This window comes from Paraburkholderia sp. J8-2, from assembly GCF_905220195.1.
Classification (GTDB): Bacteria; Pseudomonadota; Gammaproteobacteria; order Burkholderiales; family Burkholderiaceae; genus Paraburkholderia.
This window is the reverse complement of sequence record NZ_CAJMZA010000007.1, coordinates 312041-326559: the sequence shown is the minus strand read 5'-3', so window position 1 is coordinate 326559 and position 14519 is coordinate 312041. Positions and strand designations below refer to the sequence as shown.

At 66.9% G+C, this 14519-nt stretch carries 13 protein-coding genes; 7 read left to right on the top strand and 6 right to left on the bottom strand.

The window, feature by feature from the left end; genetic code table 11:
• Positions 1-87: 87 nt before the first annotated feature.
• The 3 genes from U5A52_RS18910 to U5A52_RS18900 all read left to right on the top strand — a co-directional run bounded on the left by U5A52_RS18910 (position 88) and on the right by U5A52_RS18900 (position 3089).
• Positions 88-828: a TetR/AcrR family transcriptional regulator gene (locus U5A52_RS18910; protein WP_321935788.1), complete on the top strand. Its 741-nt coding sequence runs from the start codon at positions 88-90 to the stop codon at positions 826-828.
• An 89-nt stretch (positions 829-917) separates the two neighbouring features.
• A complete protein-coding gene (locus U5A52_RS18905) occupies positions 918-2480 on the top strand; it encodes a deoxyribodipyrimidine photo-lyase (RefSeq protein ID WP_321935823.1) in 1563 nt (520 codons plus the stop codon).
• 198 nt (positions 2481-2678) lie between these two features.
• Positions 2679-3089 carry a response regulator gene (locus U5A52_RS18900; protein WP_028205606.1) on the top strand — a complete coding sequence of 137 codons (411 nt, stop codon included), beginning with the start codon at positions 2679-2681 and terminating at the stop codon, positions 3087-3089.
• Positions 3090-3225: 136 nt separating this feature from the next.
• Here the strand turns inward: U5A52_RS18900 and U5A52_RS18895 are convergent, their stop codons facing one another.
• Together U5A52_RS18895 and U5A52_RS18890 are read right to left on the bottom strand one after the other, a co-directional pair.
• Positions 3226-3852 (bottom strand): Fur family transcriptional regulator, encoded by a 627-nt coding sequence (locus U5A52_RS18895; RefSeq protein ID WP_321916884.1) that lies wholly within the window; start codon positions 3850-3852, stop codon positions 3226-3228.
• Between the two features lie 57 nt (positions 3853-3909).
• The gene (locus U5A52_RS18890) at positions 3910-4536 is read right to left on the bottom strand and encodes a glutathione S-transferase (RefSeq protein ID WP_321916886.1); all 627 of its coding nucleotides are present in this window, start codon (positions 4534-4536) and stop codon (positions 3910-3912) included.
• A gap of 220 nt (positions 4537-4756) precedes the next feature.
• Between U5A52_RS18890 and U5A52_RS18885 the strand changes: the two genes are divergently transcribed.
• A complete protein-coding gene (locus U5A52_RS18885; protein WP_321935787.1) occupies positions 4757-6433 on the top strand; it encodes an ATP-dependent helicase in 1677 nt (558 codons plus the stop codon).
• 12 nt (positions 6434-6445) lie between these two features.
• On the opposite strand, the gene U5A52_RS18880 is transcribed toward U5A52_RS18885, so the two are convergent.
• Positions 6446-7393, bottom strand: coding sequence for a phosphoribosyltransferase (locus U5A52_RS18880; RefSeq protein WP_321935786.1), 948 nt, complete (start codon positions 7391-7393; stop codon positions 6446-6448).
• A gap of 285 nt (positions 7394-7678) precedes the next feature.
• On the opposite strand from U5A52_RS18880, the gene U5A52_RS18875 reads away from it, so the two are divergent.
• Complete coding sequence (locus U5A52_RS18875; RefSeq protein ID WP_321935785.1) at positions 7679-8218, top strand: molybdopterin-dependent oxidoreductase; 540 nt, start codon at positions 7679-7681, stop codon at positions 8216-8218.
• Between the two features lie 10 nt (positions 8219-8228).
• Entirely contained in the window at positions 8229-10118 is a 1890-nt protein-coding gene (locus U5A52_RS18870; protein ID WP_321935784.1) for a hybrid sensor histidine kinase/response regulator, read from the top strand.
• Positions 10119-10236: 118 nt separating this feature from the next.
• Here U5A52_RS18870 and U5A52_RS18865 read toward each other — a convergent pair whose 3' ends face one another.
• A complete protein-coding gene (locus U5A52_RS18865) occupies positions 10237-11091 on the bottom strand; it encodes a helix-turn-helix domain-containing protein (RefSeq protein ID WP_321910432.1) in 855 nt (284 codons plus the stop codon).
• A gap of 271 nt (positions 11092-11362) precedes the next feature.
• On the opposite strand from U5A52_RS18865, the gene U5A52_RS18860 reads away from it, so the two are divergent.
• Positions 11363-12040, top strand: a complete 678-nt coding sequence (locus tag U5A52_RS18860) for a C39 family peptidase (protein WP_321935783.1) — start codon at positions 11363-11365, stop codon at positions 12038-12040.
• A 13-nt stretch (positions 12041-12053) separates the two neighbouring features.
• Here the strand turns inward: U5A52_RS18860 and U5A52_RS18855 are convergent, their stop codons facing one another.
• Positions 12054-13016 (bottom strand): LysR family transcriptional regulator, encoded by a 963-nt coding sequence (locus U5A52_RS18855; RefSeq protein WP_321910436.1) that lies wholly within the window; start codon positions 13014-13016, stop codon positions 12054-12056.
• Between the two features lie 322 nt (positions 13017-13338).
• On the bottom strand, positions 13339-14391 hold the full coding sequence (locus U5A52_RS18850; RefSeq protein WP_321910438.1) for an NAD(P)-dependent alcohol dehydrogenase: 1053 nt from the start codon (positions 14389-14391) through the stop codon (positions 13339-13341).
• Between the last annotated feature and the right edge of the window lie 128 nt (positions 14392-14519).

Sequence of the window (14519 nt, the reverse complement as noted above, 5' to 3'; positions counted from 1 at the left end):
TAATTAATTCGGAGGTTAATATTAGGACAATTATTCCAGTTGGTCAAAATTCAATTCGTTACCGAGTTGCTAACCGATAGAACGCCTATGAAAGCGCCAGAACACACCCTCGACAGCGCAGGCGGCGCGCCAGGCCGGCCCGCCGCGCGCCGCCCCGGCCGGCCGAGCGGCGGCGTGGGCGGGGCGGAGCAGCGCGCGCGTTTGATCGACGCCGCGCTCGTACTGTTCGCGCGCCAGGGCATTCTCGACACGTCGCTTGCCGCCATTGCCCGAGAGGCCGGCGTCACGCCCGCGATGGTTCACTACTATTTCAAGACGCGCGACCAACTGATCGACGTGCTGATCGACGAGCGTTTCGTGCCGCTGCGCGAAGCGCTCGGCGACATCTTCGCGGAGCATCCCGACGATCCTGTGAAGGCGCTCACCGCGCTGGCGCAGCGCTTTGTGGCGGTGGGGCAGCGCAATCCGTGGTTTCCGCCGCTGTGGGTGCGCGACGTCATCAGCGAGGGCGGCGTGCTGCGCCAGCGCATGCTCGAGCGCCTGGGCCGTGAGAACCAGGAAAAGGCCCACACGGCGATTGCGCGCTGGCAGCGCGAGGGCCGGCTCAACGCGGCGCTGGAGCCTTCGCTGCTGTTCCAGTCGCTGATGGGCCTCACGCTGCTGCCGCTCGCCACCAACCAGATATGGCGCGGCGACGCGGCGCAGCCCCATGTTGGCGTCGAGACGATCGCGCGCCATGCGGTCGCGCTCATCACGCAAGGCGTGGGACCGGCCCGCGTAGACAGCCCCGCCGATACGCGCGTTGATACGGGCATTGATACGGATTAATCGCCGCCGCGCGCCGTGGTACGCTCCGTGACCTTTGCGGCACGGCTCGTGCGCTGTGCCGCGCGAATGTTTCCCGGTCGAGGTCCGGTCTGCCTTCTTCTTCCGTTTCTTCCCGCGCTTCTTCCAGGCAAGCGCCCGCCATCGTCTGGTTTCGCGATGATCTCCGGCTTGCCGATCAGCCAGCGCTCGCGCAGGCCGCGGCGAGCGGCCTGCCGCTGATCTGCGTTTGGATCCACGATCCGCGCGCCTCGGGCGAACGCCCGGAGGGCGGCGCGGCGCGCTGGTGGCGTCATGAGTCGCTGCGCGCGCTCGATGCTGCGCTAACGGCGCGCGGCGGCCGCCTGCTTCTCCTGCAAGGCGACGAAGTGGCAACGCTGGACGCCCTCGTCACGGAAACCGGCGCGCAAGCCGTGTACTGGAATCGCCGTTACGGCGCGGCGCAACGCGAGGTCGATCGCGCGCTCAAAACGTCGCTGCGCGAGCGCGGTGTGGAGGTCGAGAGCTTCAACGGGCAGCTCCTCAACGAGCCGTGGACGGTGCTCAATCAGTCCGGCGAGCCGTTTCGGGTGTTCAGCGCCTACTGGCGCGCTTGCCTGCGTATGGGGGACCCGCCACCGCCGCAAGGCGAGCCCGAACGGATGATTTTTCAATCGTTGCCAGCACGTCTTACCCAGCGCGCATCGAAACTCGATGCGCTCGGTCTCGCGCCACGCTCGCCCGACTGGTCGGGCGGCTTGCGCGCGGCCTGGCCAGCGGGCGAGGAAGCCGCGCTGGAGCGCCTGCGAGCGTTCCTTGCCACGGACCTCGACGCTTACGCTGGAGAGCGCGACGAGCCCGGCGACGCCGCCACGAGCCGTCTTTCCCCGTATCTCGCCGTCGGCGCCGTTTCGCCGTGTCAGGTCTGGGCGGCGCTCAAGGCGGCGCAGCACGCGCACGGCCGCGGCTCGGCGCGGCGCGCCACGAGCGCGGAGAAGTTCGCAAGCGAATTGGGCTGGCGGGAGTTCTGCCACTACCAGCGCTTTCACTACGCCGATCTGGCGACGCGCAACCTGCGTCCCGCGTTCGACGCCATGCCGTGGCGTAAGGACGCCGCTGGCCTGAAAGCGTGGCAACGCGGGCTGACCGGCTATCCGCTCGTCGACGCCGGCATGCGCGAGCTTTGGCACACGGGGTGGATGCACAACCGCGTGCGCATGGTCGTGGCGTCGTTCCTGACCAAGCACCTGTTGATCGACTGGCGCGCGGGCGAGTCCTGGTTCTGGGACACGCTCGTGGACGCCGACCCGGCCAGCAACCCGGCCAACTGGCAGTGGGTGGCGGGCTCGGGCGTGGACGCCGCGCCGTATTTCCGCATTTTCAATCCTGTGCTCCAGGGCCAGAAGTTCGACCCGCGCGGCGCCTACGTGCGCCAGTGGGTGCCGGAGTTGGCGGCCCTGCCCGATGCGCTCGTGCACCAGCCGTGGAAGGCCGGCGCGCAGCAGCTGGAAGCGGCGGGCGTGCGTCTTGGCAAGCATTATCCGGAACCTGTTGTCGAGCACGAACTGGCGCGCCAGCGCGCACTCGAAGCCTATGCGCAAACCGGCAAAGCCAAGGGCTTCGCCGCTTCGCAAGAGGGCCGGGAGCAGGGCCAAAAGCAGGGCGGCAAAGCGTGAGCGCGGCCGTCATCGGGCTGTCTTGTGTTGCGGCTATCGTGCGCGGCGCGGATGGACGCACGCTCAGCACGCCGGAACCAGACGGCATTAAGATTGCTCTATCAGGACGGCCCGCGGTGCCGTGCGCCCAGCATCACGCCGGGCTCGCAGCCTCGCGGCAATCGGCCTGACAGACAGAAAGGCATGTAAGCAAACACAATGAACGCAGTACACAAGCTCGACCGGACGACCATCGTCCTCGTCGAAGACGACCCGCACAGCCGGGCGTCACTGACTTCGCTGCTGGAGGCGGAGGGCGCGCACGTCGTGGCGGTCGAAGACGCAGAAACGGGCGTCGAAGCAGCCCTGAGCCTGCACCCCGACGCCGTGGTCTGCGACCTCGACCTGCCGGCCATGGACGGCTTCTACCTGATCCAGCGTCTGCGCGACTATGAAATTCGCGGCGATCACGCACCGACCGTCGCGGTCGCGCTCACGGGCCATACCGACGAAAGCTGGCGTTTGCGCAGTATCGGCGAAGGTTTCCAGCACTTCATGACCAAGCCGGCCCGGCCGGAGGAACTCGTGACGCTCTTGAGCGACGCAATCGACGCGCGCCAGTCGCTCTGAGGCGGCGCGCGTAGCGAGGCGGGAAACGTGCGGGTTGAGGGACTGAGGCGCCGCGACATGCGGCGCGGCTGGCGTATTGCTCGCGATTGTCCGCGATTGTCCACGATTGCCCGCGCGCAACGGCGGGCAATAACGGTTAGCTAACGGACGAGGACTGCGCCGCTTCGGGCGCGGCAGCGGCGCCTGGCTGCGCGGGCTTGCCAGCCTGATTCGGCTGATTTGCCTGACTCTCCTGGCATTGCGCGCAGAGTCCCTTTAGCTCGATCCCGTCGCCGGCGAGCCGGTAACCCGCGGCCTCGATCTGCGCAACGAGCGCCTGGCGCAGCTTCGGTTCGTGCAGCTCGGTGACGTTGCCGCACTGCTGGCACACCACGAGAATGCCGTGCTGGCACTGCGTGAGGTCGTGGCAAACGGCGAACGCGTTGATCGACTCGATGCGGTGAATCAGTCCAGCCGAAAGCAGGAAATCGAGCGCCCGGTAGACCGTGGGCGGCGCCGAACCCGGATGGATCTGGCGCATTTCGTCGAGCAGCGAATACGCCTTGGTGGCGCGTCCCGAGGCGAGCAGCAGTTCCAGCACCTTGCGGCGGATCGGCGTGAGCTTTTCGCCGCGCTCGCGGCAATAGGCCTCGGCCATCGCGAGCGCGGACTCAAGCGTTGCGCCTTGGGCGCCGTGCGAGTGGCCGTGATCGTGGTCGTGCGTCTCGCCGTGCGTGTGACTGTGCAAGGCGGAGGCGTCCGGGGACGGTTTTGCTGTCTTCATGCTTGCGATTATACGGGGCGCGCCGCCGGGCCGCCCGCGCCGTCCTGGAGTGGCCGCTCAGGTGAGCGGCAGATCGATGTACTTGCGGAAGCCCTGGCGCTGCGCAATGCGCTGATACCAGCGTTCGAGGTTCGGCAGCGGCTCGCGCTCCACACCTTCGAGCCCGAACCAGCGCCGTGCGTACGCGCCGAGCACGATGTCCGCGAGCGAGAAGCGCTCGTTTTCGAGGAAGAAGCGGCCTTGCAGGTGGTGGTCGAGCAGCCTCCACAGCGGCGTCAGCTGATCGAGATCGGCTGCGATCTTTGCGGTGTCGCGCTTCTCCGGCGGCGTGCGCACGAGCGCGAGAAACACCGGGCGCTCGGCGGGCGCGAGCGTGCTCATCGACCAGTCGAGCCAGCGCTCGATCGAGGCGCGCACCTTCGGGTCGGTCGGGTAGAGCAGGCTCGAGGGACCGTACTCCATCGCCAGATAGCGCAGGATCGCGTTCGACTCCCACAGCACGAAATTGCCGTCCGAGATCGTCGGGATCTTGCCGTTCGGATTCATGGCGAGATAGGAAGGCTCGTTGAGATGCCCGAACGGGCCGCCCGCGTCGATGCGCTGGAACGGCAGGACGAGTTCATCGCAACACCACAGGACTTTCTGGACATTCACCGAATTGGCGCGTCCCCAGATCGTGATCATCTGGCGCGTACTCCTTGCAAGGGGAAAGGGGGTCAAGCCTGGCGCAGGCCGCCACGATACACGATTCTCGCGCGGTTTTTTGCGCCGCCATGCATTTCGTAGAATAGGCGCTGCGCAGCGCCTCGCGTTCCCCCGCCGCGTCCAATTCGTGCGGCACCGCTCCCTCGATTTCCCGCGCGGTCGCGCCGCCTCGCACCCAACGTACGCCCGAGACCCGCTTATGGCCCGCATTGTCCCCGACGACTGGCAGCATCTCGAAGCCACCGGCGCCGCCGCGCGCGAGCGCGAAACGCTCGCCGCGCTCGCACGCGGTTTGCCCAACGGCTACACCGTCTATCACGGCGTGCACTGGACGCGTCTTTCCGAAGGCTTTTCGGTCTTCGGCGAGGCCGATTTCGTGATCGTGAGTCCGGCCGGCCGCGTGATGATCGTCGAGCAGAAAACGGGCTTTCTGCGCGAAACGCCGGGCGGGCTCGTCAAGGCCTACATGCAGACCGAGCGCAACGTGGCGATCGCGCTCGCGCGCACCGTCGAAGGGCTGCACCGGCGCTTCACCGCAACGTTCGGCGCCGGCACCTACGTGCTCGAAGAGCTGTTCTACTGCCCTGACCACGTGGTGCGCGAGCCGGCGATCGCGGGGGTGAATCCCGCGCGCATCGTCGACGCCACGCGCAAGACGCAGCTCGCCGCCATCGTGCTGGAAGCCATGCCCGCCGACGAGCCGCGCCTGCCGTGCGCCGCGAAAATCCATCACTTTCTCGCCGACGAACTGTCGCTCACGCCCGACACCAGCGCACTGGTCGGCGCGGCGGACACGCTCGTCACGCGGCTCGCGGGCGGCCTCGCCACGTGGGCGCGCCGGCTCGAGTTCGCGCCGTTCCGGCTGCGTGTAATCGGCACAGCGGGCTCGGGCAAGACGCAACTGGCCGTGCAGGTCATGAAGGACGCCGTGGCGCGCGGTGCGCGCACGCTGTACGTGTGCTTCAACCGGCCGCTCGCGGATCACATCGCGCAACTCGCGCCGCCCGAAGCGAAGGTGGCGACCTATCACCAGCTGTGCGACTGGGTCGCGCGCGACGGCGGCCACGTGCCCGATTTCGACAGCCCCGGCGCATTCGACGAGCTCGTGCGGCGCTTCGGCGAGATGCCGATAGCCGGGCGCTGGCAGTTCGACGTGCTGATCGTCGACGAGGGGCAGGATTTTCAGCAACCGTGGGTCGGTGCGCTCGAGCGTCTGTTGCGGCCAGACGCTGCGTGGTGGTGGCTCGAAGATCCGCTGCAGAACCTGTACGTGCGCGAGCCGCTCGCGCTGGCGGGCTGGACCGTGCTGCGCGAGAACACGAACTACCGCAGCCCGCGCGACATCCTCGCGTTCCTGCGCGACGTGGCCGGACCGACTGTGCCCGCCATCGCGCAGCTTGCCGCGGGCAGTCCGTTCGATGGCTCCGATGTGACAGTGGCGAGCTGGGACGAGCGCGAAGCCGAACCTGGCGCCGAGCCCGGCGTGGTTCTGGCGACCAAACGCGCGATCACGCAGGCGCTCTCGCTCGGCTTTCGCAAGCAGGACATCGTTGTGCTGTCTTATCGCGGGCGCGAGCATTCGCTTTTCACGGCGCTCGACCAGCTCGGCCCGCACCGGCTGCGCAGCTTCACGGGCCAGTACGACCTGTTCGGCAATCCGCAGTACCGCGAAGGCGACGTGCTGCTCGATTCGATCTACCGCTTCAAGGGGCAGTCCGCACCGTGCGTGATCCTGACCGAGGTGGAATTCGAGGCATTCGACGAGCGCGCCGCGCGCAAGCTCTTCGTTGGCGCGACGCGCGCGGCCATGAAGCTCATCGTGGTGGCGTCGCCGCGCGCCGCGCGCTTCATCGAGGGCCAGCGCGGCCACGCGTGACGGCGTTCTCGCTCAGCTCCAGGCCGAGGCGCCGATCAGCGTGCCCGTGCGCGCGTGGGCGTTCCACCAGATCACGCGCAACAGCGGCGCACTCTGGGCGATCAGGATGGCCTGGACCGGATCGCTCTCGATGAAGTGCGTGACGCCGCTGCGAATGGCCGCGGCGGCCTTGTGCGCCGCCACGGCTGCGGCCGTGTCGTCGTGCTCGTCCGGCCGGCGCATGATCAGTTCGAGGTGCCCGAAGCCGTGACGCTCGAGCCAGGCGAGTGTGCGCTCGCGGTCGATCTCGGGACGCCCCGTGATGATCGCGCGCGCGCGCTTCAGGTCGATGCCGGGCAGGCGCTCGAACGGCACCAGTTCATCGCGCTCGGCGAGCGCGGCGACGAGGTCTTCGTCGTAGCGCGCAACCGGAATGTCGGGGAGCAGGACGCCGTCGAGATCGATCGCGTAGACGGCGTACTCGTGGTCGTCGGCCATGCGCGTGCCCTCGCCGTCGCCTTCGCGAATCCAGTCGGCGCGGTAGCGGTCGGTGTAGGCCTGGCGCTCCCACGGGAAGAGCGCGAAATAGCCGCTTGCATCGATCGAATAATCGGGGCGCAAGCGGCTGAGGTCGTCATAGGCGCCGGTGAGCGTGCGCACGACGAGCCCGTGCTCGCTCAGAAACGCGATGCAGTCCACGAGCGTATGGCCGCGCCCCGCGATGTCCTCGCACAGCAGCACTTTCGCGCCCGGCTCGGGCAGCGGCAACGTGGAGTCCCAGCGCACTTCGCGCGTGGCGCGGTCATAGCGCAGGAACGCGACACCCGCGCCCGTTGCGTGCGAAACCATCAGCGCGAGCGGCGCGCCGCCGCGCAAAATGCCGACCACGAGGTCGAATTCCTCAGCGATCAGCGCCGGTTGCAGCGACTCGACCCAGTGATCGAGCTGTTCGTAGGTGAGCGGAACGACAGGTTTATCCATGGGTTGAAATGAGTGACGAAGCGCGTGCCAGGCAAATGTGCGGCAAATGCACAACGCGCGTTTCCGATAGCGGCGTGCGAGAAAAAGACGGCTATTGTCAGCGCAATGTTTGACGATATTATGCCTATGCTCACCAGCGCCTGCTGGCATGGCGGGTGGAGGAAGCGGGAAGCCGCGGGAAATGGCGGGACCAGCAGCAGAAAAACGCGGCGCAGCGCCGCGCAAAGACACACGACAACGACGCGAATCATCGCGCGAAAGGGCTCGGGCAAGATGTGGCATGGGATGGGATGGCCAGGCTGGCGGCGCTGGGCCGCCGTGGCGGGGTTCGCGCTCGCGGGCGCTCTGTTGCCGTTCGTGCAGTTTGCACATGCGGCGCAGGCGGCGGGTTCTGCGGGTTCGCTCTCGCTCGACGTGGACGGCGAGGTGCGCGTGACCAACAACGCGGCCCACACGGCGTATCACTTTACTGAGGCGCAGCTGCTTGCGCTGCCTGCGCATTCGATCACGACGGCCACGACCTGGACGCCGCGCTCGACCTTCACGGGCCCGCTGCTCTCGGACGTGCTCAAAACGGTGGGCGCCTACGGCAGCCAGATCGAGATCCACACGCTCGACGACTACACCTGCGTGGTGCCCGTGGCCGACGCCGCGCGCTATGGCGTGGTGGTGGCCTACGAGATGAACGGCCAGCGCCTGAAGGTGAGTAATTTCGGCCCGTTGTTCCTGATTTATCCACGCGACCAGCATCCGCTCGAGCTGGATGGCGCGGCCGGCGACGCGAAGTTCGCGTGGCAGATCAAGTCAATGACGATCAAGCGGTGACTGGCGGCTGATGCGACGACCCTTGCGACGCCTGCTGCAGGCGATCATCTGGATGGCGGCGTTGGCGCCGCCCGTGGTGGCGGTCGGCTATCTGCTTTATGCGAACCTGCTCAACCCGCAGGTCGTGCAGCGCATCACGGGCAATTACGACGGCCTGTACTGGGACGCCGCGCAGCTGCAGATTGCCTACGCGCGCTTCGAGAGCCAGTTGCTGATGTTCGCGGACGGCATCGACCGCGATCTCGACAAAGTGCGGCTGCGCTATGAAGTGCTGCAGTCGAAGCTCAACGTGATGAAGGGCTCGACGCTGTCGCTCGACTCCACGCCGGGTTTGAAGCGGCGCCAGGACGCCGATCTCGCCATTCTGGCCGCGACCATTTCCCCGTTCGAAGCCGAAATCGCGACGCTCTCGGACAACCCCGAACGCGCGGTGCCGATGCTCAAGGCGCTCGACCTGCACTGGACCCAGGTGACCGACCTGGCGCTGAACCGGCGTTTCGCCGACGTGACCGAGCGCGAGGCGATCCGGCACGATTTCATCGCCAAGCGGCGCGAACTGTTTGCGTCGGGGCTCGTGCTGCTCGTGCTTTCGGCGGCGGCGGGCGTGCTGCTCGTGATGAACGGCTACCGGCGCACCCGGCTCCTCGACCAGCAGCGCGCGGCGCTCGAAGCCGAGCACCAGGCGAGCCGCGCCGCGCGCGAGGCGAGCATGGCGAAGGACGCCTTCCTTGGCATGATCAGCCACGAACTGCGCACGCCGCTGCACGCAATCGTTTCGTCGATCGAACTGCTCGGCTTCAACTCGCATTCGGAAGCGGACCGCAAGGTGATCCATCGCCTCGAAACCGCCGCACGCCAGCTCGAAGCGCAGATGAAGGATCTCACCGACTACGCGCGCCTTGGCGCGGGCAAGCTCGAATTGCGTCAGGAAGAGTTCGAGCCGCGCGAACTGCTGCAGTCGATTGTCGACGAAAACGAGCAGGCCGCGCGCTCGCGCGGGCTCGCGTTCGAGCATGCGTGGGTGGGACCGCAGCGGCGGGTGGTGGCCGACCCGCACCGCATCCGCCAGATCGCCGGCAACCTCGTCACGAACGCGATCCGCTACACGGAGCGCGGCAAGGTGCGGCTCGAATTCTGGCTGCAGGCGCCCGCGCGGGCCGCGCGGCCTTTGAATGGCGAGGAAGGAGCCGTGCGGCCGGCAGGCGGCGACACGCTCGTGATCGTCGTTGGCGACACGGGGCCGGGTGTGGCGGCGGACCAGATACCGCTCATCTTCAAGGAGTTCACGCAGCTCGACACGTCGCGCTCGCGGCGCTACGAGGGCGCGGGCATGGGCCTCGCGATCGTGCGGGGCCTCGTCGAGCTGTTCGGCGGCACGATCGAGACGCAAAGCCGAGTGGGTAAAGGCACGACCTTCACCGTGCGCATTCCCGTCACGCCGGTCGAGCCGCCGGCGCCCGCGGCCGTGGCCGAAGCGGCGCTGCCTGTGCGGGCGCTGCCGCAGGTGCTCGTCGTGGACGACAACCCGCTCGTGCGCGATTCGCTATGCGAGATGGTGGCGCATATGGGCTACCGCGCGCTCGCGGCCGGCGATGCCGACAGCGCGCTTGGGCTGCTCGCCCACGAGGCGTGCGATGTCGTGCTGCTCGATCTGCATATGCCGGGGCGCGACGGGTACGATTTCGTCGCGGGGCTTCTAACCGCGCAGGATGTGCTCGGGCAGCCGCGCGTGATCGCGGTGAGCGCCGATGTGGCGGGGCTCGCGGCGATTGGGGATCATGCTGGCGCCTCGGGCGGCGAGGGCGCGCCGTTTTTCGACCGGCTCACGAAGCCGGTGCATTACGAGGTGCTGCGTGCGGCGTTGCAGCGGGCGCTGAGTGTGCCTCGGGCCGCGGCTTGAATTGTGCCTCTTGCCGCTTTGGGCTTTCCTTGTGTTCGCTGGCATACCGCCGCGAAAACAAGGAAAGGCCAAAGCAGCGAGGAACCGCAACAAACAAAAACGCTGCGCCGAGCAGCCCTCACCCGCGATTGAGCCGCTTGGAAAGATCGGCAACGAGAATCGCCATGCGCGCTGGTTTTTCATAGCACGCCACGTTGTAGTGCCGCACGACCTGGCTGATCTCCGACTCGCTGGCCTTGCCGGTCAGCAGCTCGCCGGTCAGCACGAAAATAGGCGCATCAGGGTTCTCGGACCCGCGTATGCTGCGGATCGCCTCAGCGGCGGTCTGGCTGCCGAACAGCCAGTCGATCACCACGCCGTCGAACACATTGTTCTCGAGCGCTTCGTTGAATGCCGCGAGACCATAGAGCGCGAGCGCCGCGTAACCGCTGTGCTCGAGGTAGTCGCGCAGGTTGTCGGCGGACGACTGGTCGTCGTCCACGACGGCGATGAGCGGCTTGTCGGACTCGGCGCGGCGCGGGTAGATCTCGATCTTGTGGACTTCGCGCGCGTTCTGGTAGAGCGCCCCGTCCGGACGCACGACGCGCCACTGCCCCAGCTTTTCGTAGGCGACGAAGTCGGGGCGGCTGCCCGCCTCGACCGGTGCGCCAATCCACGCGGTGCACGGCAGCTCGGCCGCGCTCACGCAGAGCGTCGCCTCCTGAGCGCTCGCGCCGACCATGCCGGGGTCGAGCAACTGCGCGCCGAACAACTGGCCCGCAGGTTCGCCGAACGCTTCAGCCACTTTCTTGATCTGCGCGAGCGTCCACGGGCTGTTCCCGCGCAGCTTGCGGTGCCCTTGCGAAAAGCTCAGGTCAAGAATCCGGCACAGCTCGGTCGTTTGCTGACGCTTGCCAATGCCGTGACGGCTCATCAGCTCGCGTACGCGCTCCGCGACCGACGCCGAGTCGGTTGTGTAGGCAACGTTCGACATACTGCTCAAAAGGGGGGACTCGTAGATTCAGTTTCTGATAGATCATGCCGTGGCGCCGTGAGGCCAGTATGACTGGACCTCGCGCAAGCTGCACACGGGAGCACGCTATTCTAATCGCATCAAATACCAAAAGACGGCGCTATTTTAGCTAAATGTAAGTTGGCGCTGAATAACGGGAATGTAAGCGTTTATTCGGCTCCGTTTACGCGGTGCTTACGATATTCGCGACATTGCGGGAAGATGCACGATTTTTAACGCCGCGCGTTCGCGCATGGCCAATCAACCTTACTACATTGAGGGGTATCGTTTGAGCGAGGTGTGCAACGGCAGGACATGGCGCCATGAAGGCGTGCCGTATTACAGCCAGTGGGGCAGCGCCGACTGGGTGGCGCCCATCGTCGAGCGCGGCGCCGACCCGTGCGAGGACCCGCACTGGCGCGCGAGCGGCTTCACGCAGGCCGATGCCTATCGCTTCTGGGCGAAGCGCCTGTGCGGCCTGACCTGCCTCGAATCGGCGCTCGACTATTGGGGCGTCGCGCATGCGCCGCGCGCGCAGCTGCTCGAAGAGGCGTTGCGGCACGGCGTCTATCGCGTGCGTGAAGACGGCGGCGTGGACGGGTTGATCTACCGCCCGTTCGCCGGATGGGTGGAAGCCGCGTTCGGCGTGCGCGTGGAAGTGATGATCGATGAGGGCATCGAGGCGAGCGCCGCGCGCATCGATGCGCAAACGCTCGCCATCGTCTCCGTGAGCCCCGAGATCCGCTACCCCGAGCGGGTCAATCCTGGCCAGGGCGGCCACCTGATCCTGCTGCACGGTCGCGGTGACGGCGGCGTCTGGTTCCACAATCCATCGGGCATCGCGCCGTATCAGGCGGATGCGTGGCTGCCCTACGAGACGGTCGCGCGTTTTCACGCGCGGCGGGGCATGGCGCTCACCCGGCCGCGCTGAACGCGCGCCTGCTTCAGGCCGGGGCCGGCTGCAGGCCGCCCAATAACTGCTGTACGCGCGACAGGTCGCGGTTGATCGCACCCGCGTCCGCAAACAGCTCCGCGAGCCAGTCCACGAACACGCGCACGCGCGGCGACAACTGGCGCGACTTCACGAACGCCACCGAAACCGGTGTGGGCAGCGGCTTCCACTGCGGCAGCACCTCCAGCAGCGCGCCGCTGTCCAGGTATGGCTGCGCCGCGAGCAGCGGCGGCTGGATCAGGCCATAGCCCTGCAGGCCGCAGGTCAGGTAGGCGAACTCGTCGGAAACATGCACGAAGCCGTCCACCTTCACCTTGGTCGGGCTGCCATCCACCTCGAAGTCGAACTCGAACGGGCGGCCCGTGAGCGGCGAGAGGAAGTTCACGACCGGGTGCTGCGCGAGATCGTCGAGCGTTTGCGGCGCGCCGTGCCGCTCGAGGTACGCAGGGCTCGCGCAGGTCACGTGCTCGAGCACGCCGAGGCGCCGCGCCGCGAGCCCCGAGTCGGGCAGCTCGCCCAACTGGATGCTGCAGTCCACGCCTTCGCCGACGAGGTCGACGTTACGCAGGCTCACGCCGATCACGAGGTCGATCTGCGGGTGGCGCGCGTGGAAGTCGTCGAGCGCGGGCAGCACGATCGCGTTGGCGATGAGGCCCGGCATCTCCACGCGCAAGCGGCCGCCGATCGCGCCAGGCGTCTGGCGCACGCTCGCTTCGGCATCGTCGATGTCGGCGAGAATCTGCGCGGCGCGCTCGTAATACGCAGCGCCTTCGGGCGTGAGCGAAAGACGCCGCGTGGTGCGCACGAGCAACTGCGTGCCGAGCAGCGATTCGAGGTTTTGCATCAGCGTGGTGGCGCTGGCGCGCGGCATATCCAGCGACTGCGCGGCTTTGGTGAAGCTATTGGTGTCGACGATGCGCACGAACGTGCGCATCGCCTGGATGCGGTCGATCACGGGCGAGCTCCTAACGATGGGCTTGAGGCTTGAACGAAATCCGCGCTGCTGCAGAAAATGGGTGAGCCGCGTAGCGATGAATGCGCTTCGCGGTGCCGGCGTCTCGCGGAAAGCGACGCTCAGCGGTTAAACAGCGATGACGATTGGATGGCGGCGCACGCGGGCGCCGGCTCGACTACGGGAGGCCGAAAAAGAAGGCCTCGAAGGGGAAGGGCTGGCGGGCCATCCGGAATGGATGGCCCGGCGGGGCAGGGTGTTACGTCTGAATGCGCAGTGCGAGCGGTGCGTGTGGCCCGCGCGATGCTTGCGCGCCAGTTGCGAGTTACTTGCGCAGCGAATCGAGGTCGATCACGAAGCGGTACTTCACATCGCTCTTGAGCATGCGCTCGTAGGCGTTGTTGATGTCCTGCATCTTGATCATTTCGATATCCGACGTAATGCCATGCTTGCCGCAGAAGTCCAGCATTTCCTGGGTCTCTGCAATACCGCCGATCAGCGAGCCAGCCAGACGGCGGCGCTTCATGATCAGGTTGAACACTTGCGGCGACGGGTGATCGTGCTCGGGCGCACCCACCAGCGTCATCGTGCCGTCACGGCGCAGCAGCTCGATGAACGGGTTGAGGTCGTGCTGCGCGGCCACCGTGTTCACGATCAGGTCGAAGCTGTTGGCGTGCTTCGCCATTTGCTCCGGGTCTTTCGAAATCACGACTTCGTCGGCGCCCAGGCGCTTGCCGTCTTCGATCTTCGAGGGCGACGTGGTGAACAGCACCACATGCGCGCCCATGGCATGCGCGAGCTTCACGCCCATGTGGCCGAGGCCGCCGAGACCCACGATGCCGACCTTCTTGCCGGGACCCGCGCCCCACGTGCGCAGCGGCGAGTACGTCGTGATACCTGCGCACAAAAGCGGCGCGACGGCGGCCAGTTCGAGGTTTTCGGGCACGCGCAGCACGAACGCTTCGTCCACCACGAGCTGCGTGGAGTAGCCGCCGTAGGTCACGTCGCCGCTCACGCGGTCGGTGCCGTTATAGGTGCCGACAAAGCCGTTCTCGCAATACTGTTCGAGGCCTTCGGCGCAACTCGGGCAGGTGCGGCACGAGTCGACGAGACAGCCCACGCCAACGAGTTCGCCCACCTTGTACTTCGTGACGCCGTTGCCAACCTCGGCCACGCGGCCGACGATCTCGTGGCCCGGCACGACCGGGTAGATCGTGTTGCGCCATTCGTCGCGCGCCTGGTGCAGGTCGGAGTGGCACACGCCGCAGAACAGCACGTCGATACGAACGTCGAGTTCGCGCAGGTCGCGGCGCTGGAATTCGAACGGGGCGAGCGGCGACGCGGCGTCGCGGGCGGCATATCCGTAAGTTGGGTACATGGGTTTGCTCTCCTCTGGTGCGTGGGTGTTGCGGCAGGGTTCCCATCGTAAGGATCGGGGCCCACCCAGGGAATACCTGAAGCTATCGAAGACTTGCCTGATTCTCCTGGCGCGCAGCACATCCACCG

What these genes read in the sequence shown, in the direction of transcription:
- U5A52_RS18865 (WP_321910432.1), bottom strand. Translation starts at nt 11,091, where the DNA reads ATGTCGAACGTTGCCTACACAACCGACTCGGCGTCGGTCGCGGAGCGC.
- U5A52_RS18910 (WP_321935788.1), top strand. Translation starts at nt 88, where the DNA reads ATGAAAGCGCCAGAACACACCCTCGACAGCGCAGGCGGCGCGCCAGGC.
- U5A52_RS18890 (WP_321916886.1), bottom strand. Translation starts at nt 4,536, where the DNA reads ATGATCACGATCTGGGGACGCGCCAATTCGGTGAATGTCCAGAAAGTC.
- U5A52_RS18895 (WP_321916884.1), bottom strand. Translation starts at nt 3,852, where the DNA reads ATGAAGACAGCAAAACCGTCCCCGGACGCCTCCGCCTTGCACAGTCAC.
- U5A52_RS18850 (WP_321910438.1), bottom strand. Translation starts at nt 14,391, where the DNA reads ATGTACCCAACTTACGGATATGCCGCCCGCGACGCCGCGTCGCCGCTC.
- U5A52_RS18870 (WP_321935784.1), top strand. Translation starts at nt 8,229, where the DNA reads ATGCGACGACCCTTGCGACGCCTGCTGCAGGCGATCATCTGGATGGCG.
- U5A52_RS18900 (WP_028205606.1), top strand. Translation starts at nt 2,679, where the DNA reads ATGAACGCAGTACACAAGCTCGACCGGACGACCATCGTCCTCGTCGAA.
- U5A52_RS18875 (WP_321935785.1), top strand. Translation starts at nt 7,679, where the DNA reads ATGGGATGGCCAGGCTGGCGGCGCTGGGCCGCCGTGGCGGGGTTCGCG.
- U5A52_RS18885 (WP_321935787.1), top strand. Translation starts at nt 4,757, where the DNA reads ATGGCCCGCATTGTCCCCGACGACTGGCAGCATCTCGAAGCCACCGGC.
- U5A52_RS18860 (WP_321935783.1), top strand. Translation starts at nt 11,363, where the DNA reads ATGGCCAATCAACCTTACTACATTGAGGGGTATCGTTTGAGCGAGGTG.
- U5A52_RS18880 (WP_321935786.1), bottom strand. Translation starts at nt 7,393, where the DNA reads ATGGATAAACCTGTCGTTCCGCTCACCTACGAACAGCTCGATCACTGG.